The following is an 11584-nucleotide window of genomic DNA, read 5'->3' as shown; positions in this document are numbered from 1 at the left end:
AATAAAAGGCGCTAACGCCTTTATTTTATTTCCAAAGTTCTTTAACTTTAGATTGCACTTCCTCATTTTCAAGAAATTCATCATAGGTTTCGTCAATTCGATCAATCACACCATTTTTCGAAATGACAACAATGTGATTTGCAATTGTTTGAATAAACTCATGATCATGGCTGGCAAAAATAACAGATTCCTTAAAATCTTTGATGCCATCATTCAAACTTGAAATAGATTCCAAATCCAAGTGGTTGGTTGGATCATCCAAAATCAGAACATTTGATTTTAGGAGCATAAGTTTTGAGAGCATCACGCGCACTTTCTCACCACCTGATAAAACGTTGACAGACTTGTTAACTTCATCTCCTGAAAAGAGCATACGCCCTAAGAAACCACGAAGAAATGTGTCATCATCTTCACCTTTCTCAGCAAACTGGCGAAGCCACTCTAAAATAGATTCTCCAGAAGCGAAGTCTTTTGTGTTATCCTTGGGTAAGTAAGAACGACTAGTTGTCACACCCCATTTGATAGTACCTTCATAATCAATATCATCCATCAACGCCCGCATAAGTGCCGTCGTCTGAATATCGTTTTGTCCGATGATTGCAGTCTTATCACCTGGACGTAAAATGAAACTAATATTGTCAATAACGGTTTCACCATCAATTTTCACCGAAAGATTTTCAACTGTTACAAAGTCATTTCCCATCTCACGCTCTGCTTTAAAGTTAATAAATGGGTATTTACGACTAGAAGGAACAATCTCTTCCAATTCAATTTTATCAAGCATTTTCTTACGAGAGGTTGCTTGCTTAGATTTAGAAGCATTCGCAGAAAAGCGAGCAATAAAATCCTGTAATTCTTTGATTTTTTCCTCTGCCTTGGCATTACGATCGGCTTGCAGACGTGCAGCTAATTCTGAAGACTGCTTCCAGAAATCATAGTTACCAACATAGAGTTTAATTTTACCAAAATCAAGGTCAGCCATATGAGTGCACACTTTATTTAAAAAATGACGGTCGTGGGACACAACAATTACAGTATTCTCGAAATCAATCAAGAAATCTTCTAACCAAGAAATAGACTGAATATCCAAACCATTGGTCGGCTCATCAAGAAGAAGAACATCAGGTTTACCAAAAAGCGCTTTAGCAAGAAGAACCTTTACCTTATCACCGTTGGCCAATTCACTCATATTTTGATAGTGAAGCTCTTCTGGAATATTCAAATTTTGGAGTAGTTGTGAAGCCTCGCTTTCAGCTTCCCAGCCACCTAGCTCTGCAAATTCTCCCTCCAATTCTGCAGCACGCACACCATCTTCGTCTGAAAAATCAGCTTTCATATAAATAGCATCTTTTTCTTTCATGATATTATAAAGACGCTCATTTCCCATAATAACAACATCGATGGCTCTTTCTTCTTCATAGTCAAAATGATTTTGACGAAGGACAGATAGGCGCTCGTCTGGACCGAGTGAAATGTGACCTGTTGATGGTTCAATGTCCCCTGCTAATATTTTAAGAAAAGTTGATTTACCTGCACCATTGGCACCAATTAACCCATAAGTGTTCCCTGCTGTAAACTTAATATTAACATCATCAAATAATTTTCTATCACTGAAACGCAGTGACACATCTGAAACTGTAAGCAATTCTAATACCTCACCTTATTTATCTATGCTTCATTTTACATGAAAAGCCCCCTTTTTTCAACATAAAGGAGGCTTATTTTACATAGGTAACAAAATATCTTTTTCATCTAATTGATAACGCTTCGTTAAACTAAATCCTCTACCCATAACGTGCGTTGCTGGCATAACAACAATAAAAGCAGTTTCATCAATTTTTAAAATATGCCTTTCAAGTCTGGGAACTTCTTGAATAGAAACCGTCGTCATTAACATCGTATGACTTTTGCCTGTAAAGCCTCCTTTTACTGGAATTTCTGTCATACCGCGGTCAGCCTGATTAGCAATATATTTTTTTATCTCCTCAGTAGCTTTGGAAATAATCATAACATTCCGTGAAGATGATAAACCAGTTTGCATACTATTAACAACATAGCTAATGACAAAAAGAGCAAGAATTGAATACATGACAGTGTCTATATCAAAGGCAACAAGTCCCATAGCAACACTAAAACCATCAACAACGGCCATCGCCACAGCAAGGGGTAGTGGTGTGTATTTATGTAGAATTTGAGTGATAATTCCGGTTCCTCCCGTAGAAGAGTTTCCCCAGAAAACCAATCCCAAACCCAAGCCAACAACTACACCACCAAAAATGGCCGCTAATAAAGCATTATTAGTAATAGTCGGTAAATCTTCTGTAAACTTCACAAAAAACGAATAGATCCACGAACCGTAAATGGTCTTTAAGAAGCTTTCTCTTCCCAAAAATAGAAAACACAACAAAAGTAAGGGAACATTAGTAAACATGACAAAATTACCAGGATTCCATCCTAATAATTTTTGCAAACTGACAGCCAGCCCTACAACACCACCAGAAGCAATATTATTCGCTAAAAACATGCTATTAAAGCCAACAGCGGCAACAAAAGAGCCTAGCGTTACCAGACTAAAATCAATAACTCTCTTTTTCATTTTCCCCCTCATTTCTTATAAAAACAAGATTTATTATGGCAAAGTAAGGCGATTTCGTCAAGTTATTTGTTAGTGCTTTCAAAGAAACTTGACAAAGATGAAAATTTATCATAAAATGAAGCCATATTCAGAAAGAGTAATTTCAAGATGTGTTCAGAAAACTAGCGGTTGCTGTGAGCTAGAGGCATCTTTTTATGAAATGGGCTGATGTTCCACGTGAAACAAACACATAAGTTTCAGGTTTAGCACCCCTTATCGTGCCTTAAAGATGACAAAAGTGTAAACCCCGTGTAAACACGCCTGTCAACTGAGGTGGTACCGCGTATTATTGACATTACGCCCTCACGTAAATCTACTACGTGGGGACTTTTTTATTTTTATCAATAGGAAATAGACATGAAAAATATCTATCAAAAATTAGACAAGCATCGTATCATTCAAACAAAACGATTACTACTTCGTCCAGTGACTCTGACAGATGCTCAGGCTATGTATTCCTATGCCTCTGACGAAGAAAACATCCGCTGGACATTTCCTCCTAATCGCTCATTGGAGGAAACAGAGAATATCATCGCATCCATCTACCTAGCTTCACCACTTGGGCGTTGGGGAATTGAACTAACATCGTCAAATGAATTTATCGGAACGATTGATTTGATGAATATCAACGAAGAACTTGGGACTGCTACGGTTGGCTATACTCTGAATAAAAAATATTGGAATCGAGGTTATGCATCGGAAGTCTTGGTAGCAATTATCAAAATTTTCTTTGAACGTTTAGAAATGAATTGTCTCATTGCTGAGCATGTCAAAGAAAATCTAGCTTCTGGTCGGGTCATGCAAAAATCGGGCATGACTTTAATTGCTGAAGAACCTTATTCCAAAAAAGATTGGAAGAATCCTAATCTTTTCATATCAGTCAAACGCTACGCCATTACTAAAGAACATTATTTTAAGGAGAAAAACAAATGACTAAACCAATTATCTTAACAGGAGATCGTCCAACAGGAAAACTGCACTTGGGACACTATGTAGGCAGCCTCAAAAATCGTGTCATTTTACAAAACGAGGGTAAATACGACATGTTCGTTTTCCTAGCAGATCAGCAGGCTTTGACTGATCATGCCAAGGAATCTGAAATCATTAAGGAATCTATTGGAAATGTTGCCTTGGATTATTTATCTGTGGGCCTTGATCCTACTAAATCTACCATTTTTATCCAAAGCCAAATTCCTGAATTAGCGGAATTGACCATGTATTATATGAATCTTGTTTCACTTGCTCGCCTTGAACGTAATCCCACTGTCAAGACAGAAATTGCTCAAAAAGGGTTTGGTGAATCTATTCCAACAGGCTTCCTAGTTTATCCAATTTCTCAAGCGGCAGACATTACAGCCTTCAAGGCTAATTTTGTACCAGTTGGAAACGATCAAAAACCTATGATTGAGCAAACACGTGAAATCGCACGTAGTTTCAATCATACATATAAATGCAACGTCTTGGTCGAACCTGAAGGAATTTATCCTGAAAATGAAGCTGCTGGACGCTTACCTGGGCTTGATGGTAATGCTAAAATGTCTAAATCGCTTGGCAATGGTATTTTCCTATCAGATGACGCAGATACAGTCCGTAAAAAAGTTATGAGCATGTACACTGACCCAAACCACATTCGTGTTGAAGATCCAGGACAACTTGAAGGAAATATGGTCTTCCACTACCTTGATATCTTTGGTCGCGAGGAAGATGCAACTACTATTGCTGAGATGAAAGAACACTATCAGCGGGGAGGTCTGGGAGATGTCAAAACTAAACGTTATCTCCTTGATATTCTTGAACGTGAATTGGCACCAATCCGCGAGCGTCGTTTAGAGTACGCTAAAGACATGGGAGAAGTTTTCAACATGCTGAAAAAAGGTAGTAAACACGCTCAATCAGTTGCAGCCCAAACGCTCTCAGAAGTGAAAGCAGCTATGGGAATTAACTATTTCTAAAATTCAAAACTAGAATGTTATGCCACATTCTAGTTTTTTTCAAAAAGCGAATGAATTTTCTGAAAAATCAATTTTTATATCTTATTAATAGAAAAACACGAACGTCTCTCTCTAATAAAGGTGTTAGCGCTAAAAAATAATGTATAGGGAGTTGACAAATGATTTTAGCGTGATATTATAGTAACAATAAAAATAGACTGGGTGTTTTATCCCATCAAAACAATAGAAAAGAGGACTAACTAATGTCAAATTGGGACACTAAATTTTTGAAAAAAGGTTACACTTTTGACGATGTACTACTTATTCCAGCCGAAAGTCATGTACTTCCTAACGAAGTCAACATGCAGACAAAACTCGCTAAAAATTTGACATTAAACATTCCGATTATAACAGCTGCCATGGATACCGTTACTGATAGCAAGATGGCTATCGCCATTGCACGTGCTGGAGGACTGGGAGTTGTTCATAAAAACATGTCTATTCTTGAACAGGCTGAAGAAATTCGCAAGGTAAAACGTTCGGAAAACGGAGTTATTATTGATCCGTTCTTCTTGACACCTGAACAATCTGTTTCTGAGGCTGAAGAACTCATGCAACGTTACCGTATTAGCGGTGTCCCAATTGTTGAAACACTTGAAAATCGTAAACTTGTTGGTATTATTACCAACCGTGATATGCGTTTTATCAGTGATTACCATACTCCAATTGCTGATCACATGACTAGCGAAGAATTGGTTACTGCTCCTGTCGGAACAGATCTCGAAACCGCTGAACGCATCCTACATGAACATCGTATTGAAAAATTACCGTTAGTTGATGAAAACGGACGTTTGTCTGGTCTAATCACTATCAAAGATATTGAAAAAGTGATTGAATTCCCTAACGCAGCTAAAGATGAATTTGGTCGTTTACTAGTAGCCGGGGCTGTTGGTGTTACTTCTGATACCTTTGAACGTGCTAAAGCTCTCTTTGATGCTGGGGCTGATGCTATCGTTATTGATACAGCACACGGTCACTCAGCTGGAGTTCTTCGTAAAATCGCTGAAATCCGCGCTACCTTCCCAGATAAAACTTTGATTGCTGGAAATATTGCTACTGCTGAGGGAGCTCGTGCTCTTTATGAAGCTGGGGTGGATGTTGTTAAAGTTGGTATCGGACCTGGTTCAATCTGTACGACACGTGTTGTTGCAGGGGTAGGTGTTCCACAAGTTACTGCCATTTATGATGCTGCTGGAGTTGCTCGTGAATATGGTAAAACAATCATCGCTGATGGTGGAATCAAGTATTCAGGTGATATTGTCAAAGCTCTTGCTGCTGGAGGTAATGCTGTTATGCTTGGCTCCATGTTTGCAGGTACTGATGAAGCTCCCGGTGAGACTGAAATTTTCCAAGGGCGTAAATACAAATCCTATCGTGGTATGGGATCAATTGCGGCTATGAAGAAGGGATCAAGTGATCGTTACTTCCAAGGATCTGTCAATGAAGCCAACAAGCTTGTCCCAGAAGGAATTGAAGGGCGTGTCGCTTATAAAGGATCTGCCGCAGATATCGTCTTCCAAATGATTGGTGGAATCCGTTCAGGTATGGGATATTGTGGTGCTGGAACACTCGAAGAACTTCGTGATAATGCACAATTTGTTGAAATGTCTGGTGCTGGATTAAAAGAGAGCCATCCACATGATGTTCAAATCACAAATGAAGCTCCAAATTACTCTGTTCACTAATTATAAAAAAGCTGAGGCAGTCCCCTCAGTTTTTTTGTTTACACAACTGTAAACTTATATTGTCATCGTTGTAATTGTCCGTTGACAAAACAAAAGATCAGCACCTTTATGCCAATCTTTTATTTCATTATCTTAAAGATGAGCTACAGATATGATAATGGGAAGAAATCAATCGTTGGAGGTTGTTCTTTCATCTGTAAGAATATCTCCTTGCTCTATCACAAAAATCTTAAGATTATCTGGTAATTGTGATAAATGGTCTAAACTTGTGGTCGTAATAAAGGTTTGAACATGCTCCTTAATTCCCTCCAAAAGCTTTGTTTGCCTGTAATTATCTAATTCACTCATGACATCATCAAGTAGCAAAATTGGGTAGTCTCCTGTAACTGATTTAATGAGTTCTATTTCAGCTAATTTCAAAGATAGGATAAGACTACGATGTTGTCCTTGACTACCAAAATCAGCATTCACATTATTGATGAAAAATTCTAAATCATCTCTATGAGGACCTACTCCTGTATTCTTCTTAAGAATATCACGTCGATGGTTTCTTCTTAATTGTTGTAAAAATTCCTTCCGAATATCTTGCCGGTCTAAGAAAGTCACTGAAGAGAGGTATTTTATTGTCAAGTGCTCTGACCCATTAGAAATACTAGCATGGTGCTTATCTGCTTCTTTTTCCAACTGAATAATAAAATCTAAACGATGTTCCATGACACGGCTACCATAATCTGATAATTGGTCATCTAGTACCGCTAGAAAATCACTGTCAACCTTCTCGGCTGTTTTAAGATAAGTATTACGCTGCTTTAATACATGATTATAATTAGATAAATCAGATAAATAAAGAGGTTTAATCTGTCCCAAGTCAATATCAAGAAATTTACGACGTAAACTCGGAGCTCCTTTTATCAATTGTAAATCTTCGGGTGCAAAAAGAACAACCGTCATAGTACCAATATAATCCGATAGTTTTGCCTGTTTCAGATGGTTTATTTCAGTAACACGCCCTTTTTCTGATAAAGAAATGCTGAGATCAACATTTCCACTTGCCCGTGACAACTTTCCAGAAATTGTGAGATTATTTTCAGAAAAATGAATTAAATCTCTATCCGAACGTGTTCTATGACTTCTTGTTAGCGATAAAAAATAGATAGACTCTAAAAAATTGGTCTTCCCTTGAGCATTTTTTCCAATAAAGATATTTAATCCTGGAGAAAAAGTTGCTGAAATATTCTTATAGTTTCGATAATTGTTTAATCTTATTTCCTTAATCCACATGCTTAGATTCCTGGAAAGCGAACAGGCTTACATTTAGTTTTGTTTTTCTGTTTTGACAACGGAATTTTGGGGCGCTTCGCTTTTTGTTTCTTCTTATTCTCATGATTCATCTGCTTAACAATTTTAGCAATGCGTTCTTTTTCAGCTAGTTTTTCTGAATGCTCTAACTTTTCTGATTCAGTAGGCTCCATAATCCTGATGTCAATATTGTGTTCGGGTAATGTAATAACATCTCCAATACGAATCTTCTTTCCACGACGAGTCTCAACTTCTCCGTTAAAGAGAACTATGGTCTCTAATAAAAAACTCTTAATTGCTCCACCACTTTGAATAATTCCTTGTTCCTTTAAAAGAGCCTGCAAGGTAATGTAATCATCAAACAGTTTAAATTCCATCATATCTCTCCGTTTTTTGTTTCAAGTAATTATACCATATTCGTGGTATAATTAGAGAATTAAGTCTTTAATAAAGGAAAAATCATGAAAATTGCTCAAGGTGTCAACCTTCATTTAATAAAAACGAAACAATTTAAAACCAACCACATTACTTTCCGCTTTTCAGGTGATTTAACAAAAAGAACAATTGCCAAACGAGTTCTAGCTGCCCAAATGCTTGCAACTGTAAATGCTAGTTATCCTACCGCAAGGCTGTTTCGCCAAAGACTCGCTGCACTTTACGGAGCAAATTTGTCAACTAAAGTGTCAACCAAAGGGCTTGTTCATATTGTTGATATTGACATTAGTTTTATTCGTGATGAACTTACTTTTAATGGAGAAGAGATACTTCAAAACATTCTTATATTTCTAAAAGAATGTTTATTTTCACCACTTGCAGCCACCGCTCAATACCAACATAAGATCTTTGATCTTGAGAAAAAAAATCTGATCAATTATCTTGAAGTTGATAAAGAAGATAGTTTTTACAGTAGCCACCTAGCCCTTAAAACATTATTTTTTGACAATCCAAGTTTACAGGTTTCGAAATATGGACAAGTTGATTTAGTTCAAGCTGAGAATTCCTATACTGCTTATCAGGAATTTCAACACATGTTAAGCCAAGATCAGATTGATATTTTTGTTCTTGGTGATTTTGATGATTATAAAGTTGTTCGTCTGATTCATCAATTTCCTTTTGAGAACCGCTTGAAACCATTGAATTTTATTTACCAACAAGACTACAAGAATATCATCACTGAAGTTATTGAAAAACGTTCAGTCAATCAGTCAGTCCTTCAGTTGGCTTACCACAACCCAATTTCTTATCATGATGAAGATTATTTTGCACTTCTTGTCTTTAATGGTTTATTTGGTAACTTTCCTCATTCAAAACTATTTACTGAAATCAGGGAAAAAGAGGGCTTAGCTTACACGATTAACAGTCAAATCAATAGTTTAACGGGTTTACTCAATGTTTACGCTGGTATTGACAAAAAGAATCGAGATAAAACTTTAAAACTCATCAATAAGCAATTATCAGATATTAAATTGGGACGATTTTCAAGTACACTCGTTAAGCAAACAAAGAAAATGCTGATTACAAATAGGCAAGCAATATTGGATTCTCCCAAAGCTACTATTGAAAAAGTTTATAACAGTAAGTACTTAAAAGAAAACCCTGATATTGACAACTGGGTAAATCATATTAACCAAGTTAGTAAAGAGGATATTATAAGAGTAGCTGGTAAAATTAAATTGCAGGTTTTTTATTTCTTAGAAGGAGAGTAAGTGATGAGACTGACAGAAGACAACTTCAGTACAATAGAAGAGCATTTTTTCTCTATAACTCTAGAAAATGGATTCAAAATTATCCTCGTTCCGAAGCAAAATTTTAGAGAAACTGTCTGTATGTTGACAGTTGGTTTCGGTTCCCTTGACAACTCATTTACAACAAAGACAGGGGAAATATTTTCTTATCCTGAGGGTGTTGCTCACTTTTTAGAACACAAAGTTTTTGAAATGGAAAATAATAAAGATGCTGCCATCCAATTCACAAATCTTGGGGCAGATCTGAATGCCTTTACTAGCTTTGATCGTACAGCTTATTTCTTTTCATCAACAAGTGATTTTGATGAGGCTCTTAGTTTACTACAGACATTTGTGGCATCACCACATTTTACCTATGACTCGGTTGAAAAAGAAAAAGATATTATTAGGCAAGAAATTGATCTGTATCAAGACGATCCCGAATATCAGCTCTATCAGGGAATTCTTGAAAATCTATATCCAGAAACTGTTCTCGCCAAAGATATTGCCGGAAATAAAGATAGTGTTAATCGTATTACGCTAAGAGATTTAAAGGAGAATCACCATTTCTTTTATCACCCCAAAAATATGACACTTCTAATTGTTGGTGACATCAATAAAGATGAGATTATTCAAAAAATCATTAAAGATCAAGAAAAACTGTCATTTCCTAATTTCCAACTTCCTATTAGAAATCAGATTGTCCATAACCCTGTCATTAAAACGAGAACTGTCCAAATGGATGTCGCTTTACCAAAATTAGCAGTTGCTTACCGTGGTAGACATTTTAAAACTAAGCAATCACTTTTAAAGCAAAAAATTGCACTTCGTTTACTGCTTGCCATGCTGCTTGGCTGGACTTCAAATAGCTACCAAGATTGGTATGATGCTGGCCAAATTGATGATTCTTTTGATATTGAAATCGAAGTGAATTCAGATTTTCAATTTATTATTTTAAGTTCAGATACTTTTGAACCAATTGCATTATCAAATAAAATCCGACAACTAATAAAAAGACGCAACAAAATCGAAGATATTTCTGAAGAACATCTTCAGCTTATAAAAAAAGAAATGTACGGTGATTTCATTAAAAGTTTAGACAGTACAGAACATCTTGCTAATCAATTTATGTCTTATTTAACTGAAAAGGAATCTTATTTTGATATTCCTGATATTTTAAGACAGCTAACCTTTACTGAGGTAATAGAAATCGGGAATGCTTTTTTTGACGCAGCTGAAGTTACTGATTTTACAATTGTTCCAAAATAATCGAAAAATTCCCACATTTTTGTTATAATGGAGTTGATTATATAAAAAAGGAAGAGTCATGAGTGAAATAAATATGGGTGATCTCCTGAGGGAGGCACGGGTCCAGAAAAAATTAAGTTTAGAAGATATTGAGAAACAAACAAAAATTCCACAACACTACTTACTTGCTATGGAATTAGATCAATTTAATATTCTTCCACAGGAAAAATTGGATCCTTATTTGAAAGACTATACTGCTGCTGTTGGGCTAAATCTTGCCGATTTAATGACCTCACAGCAAGGACCAGAAGAAAAACTAAATACACAAGAAGAGAAGATTGACACTGTAATTTTACCAAAAACGCATGAGTTTGAAACACCGGAAAAAGATGAATCAATAAAGACTTTGGAAATATCTCCAAGTCCTTCTCCGATAACTTCAACTCGAAGTAGCCGATATCGCACAAAAGAATCTAAACCATCTTATCTTCCTATTATTTCCCTTTGCTTTGCAACATTAGCTATCTTATCTTTTGTTTTTTATACTGTCTGGCAACAGACCAAGCAAAGTAACCAGACAAAAACTTCAGATTACTCTGTTGTAAGCAGTACATCTAGTCAAGTTTCAGAAGAATCATCAAGTACTTCTGAAACACCTACTTCAAGCAGCGAAAATCAAACAACACTTACTACAACGGGTAGTGGAGATAGTCTATCAGTCAACGTGGAAAATGCTAATAATGACGTTGAGATTTCAATTAGCCTTGCTGGAGCTGAAAGTAGCTGGGTATCAGTGACAAATTCAGAAGCTGGCGATGGGGGGACCTTGTTGACCTCAAATGATAACAGCTTAACAACTAAACTTCTCTCAGGAACAACTTCATCCGTAATAACTTTGGGAGTAACTGCTGGTGTCACTGTCACAATCAATGGTCAAGTTGTTGATTTATCAAATTTGGCATCAACTTCTGTCAGCTACATAACGCTTAATATCAAGTAGGA

At 36.4% G+C, this 11584-nt stretch carries 10 protein-coding genes; 6 read left to right on the top strand and 4 right to left on the bottom strand.

Translation table 11 applies throughout. The annotated features are described in order from the left end of the window. Positions 1-25 precede the first annotated feature (25 nt). The gene (locus ABZ559_RS00170; RefSeq protein ID WP_273413208.1) at positions 26-1645 is read right to left on the bottom strand and encodes an ATP-binding cassette domain-containing protein; all 1620 of its coding nucleotides are present in this window, start codon (positions 1643-1645) and stop codon (positions 26-28) included. A 78-nt stretch (positions 1646-1723) separates the two neighbouring features. Then, positions 1724-2596, bottom strand: a complete 873-nt coding sequence (locus ABZ559_RS00165; protein ID WP_018375171.1) for a YitT family protein — start codon at positions 2594-2596, stop codon at positions 1724-1726. A 396-nt stretch (positions 2597-2992) separates the two neighbouring features. Here ABZ559_RS00165 and ABZ559_RS00160 point away from each other — a divergent pair, with 396 nt between their 5' ends. The 3 genes from ABZ559_RS00160 (at position 2993) to guaB (ending at position 6311) form a co-directional block, all read left to right on the top strand. Continuing rightward, positions 2993-3568 carry a GNAT family N-acetyltransferase gene (locus ABZ559_RS00160; protein WP_367006738.1) on the top strand — a complete coding sequence of 192 codons (576 nt, stop codon included), beginning with the start codon at positions 2993-2995 and terminating at the stop codon, positions 3566-3568. Continuing rightward, the gene (gene trpS, locus ABZ559_RS00155; RefSeq protein WP_321058477.1) at positions 3565-4587 is read left to right on the top strand and encodes a tryptophan--tRNA ligase; all 1023 of its coding nucleotides are present in this window, start codon (positions 3565-3567) and stop codon (positions 4585-4587) included. Before ABZ559_RS00160 ends, trpS begins: the two co-directional genes overlap by 4 nt. A gap of 242 nt (positions 4588-4829) precedes the next feature. Further along, complete coding sequence (gene guaB / locus ABZ559_RS00150) at positions 4830-6311, top strand: IMP dehydrogenase (protein WP_018375168.1); 1482 nt, start codon at positions 4830-4832, stop codon at positions 6309-6311. A gap of 168 nt (positions 6312-6479) precedes the next feature. Here guaB and recF read toward each other — a convergent pair whose 3' ends face one another. Together recF and yaaA are read right to left on the bottom strand one after the other, a co-directional pair. Further along, entirely contained in the window at positions 6480-7592 is a 1113-nt protein-coding gene (gene recF, locus ABZ559_RS00145) for a DNA replication/repair protein RecF (RefSeq protein WP_367006736.1), read from the bottom strand. 2 nt (positions 7593-7594) lie between these two features. Continuing rightward, positions 7595-7987: a S4 domain-containing protein YaaA gene (gene yaaA, locus ABZ559_RS00140; RefSeq protein ID WP_367007665.1), complete on the bottom strand. Its 393-nt coding sequence runs from the start codon at positions 7985-7987 to the stop codon at positions 7595-7597. 84 nt (positions 7988-8071) lie between these two features. Between yaaA and ABZ559_RS00135 the strand changes: the two genes are divergently transcribed. Genes ABZ559_RS00135 through ABZ559_RS00125 form a run of 3 tightly spaced genes read left to right on the top strand, consistent with a single transcriptional unit; the run spans position 8072 to position 11582 of the window. Next, positions 8072-9316: a pitrilysin family protein gene (locus ABZ559_RS00135; RefSeq protein WP_367006734.1), complete on the top strand. Its 1245-nt coding sequence runs from the start codon at positions 8072-8074 to the stop codon at positions 9314-9316. Between the two features lie 3 nt (positions 9317-9319). After that, positions 9320-10603 carry a pitrilysin family protein gene (locus ABZ559_RS00130; RefSeq protein WP_367006732.1) on the top strand — a complete coding sequence of 428 codons (1284 nt, stop codon included), beginning with the start codon at positions 9320-9322 and terminating at the stop codon, positions 10601-10603. 58 nt (positions 10604-10661) lie between these two features. Beyond that, on the top strand, positions 10662-11582 hold the full coding sequence (locus tag ABZ559_RS00125; protein WP_367006729.1) for a RodZ domain-containing protein: 921 nt from the start codon (positions 10662-10664) through the stop codon (positions 11580-11582). Positions 11583-11584 lie beyond the last annotated feature (2 nt).

Origin of the sequence: Streptococcus sp. ZY19097, from assembly GCF_040731245.1 — a bacterium.
Classification (GTDB): domain Bacteria; phylum Bacillota; class Bacilli; order Lactobacillales; family Streptococcaceae; genus Streptococcus; species Streptococcus orisratti.
The sequence above is the reverse complement of the archived record's forward strand: the minus strand, read 5'-3'. Positions and strand labels throughout refer to the sequence as shown.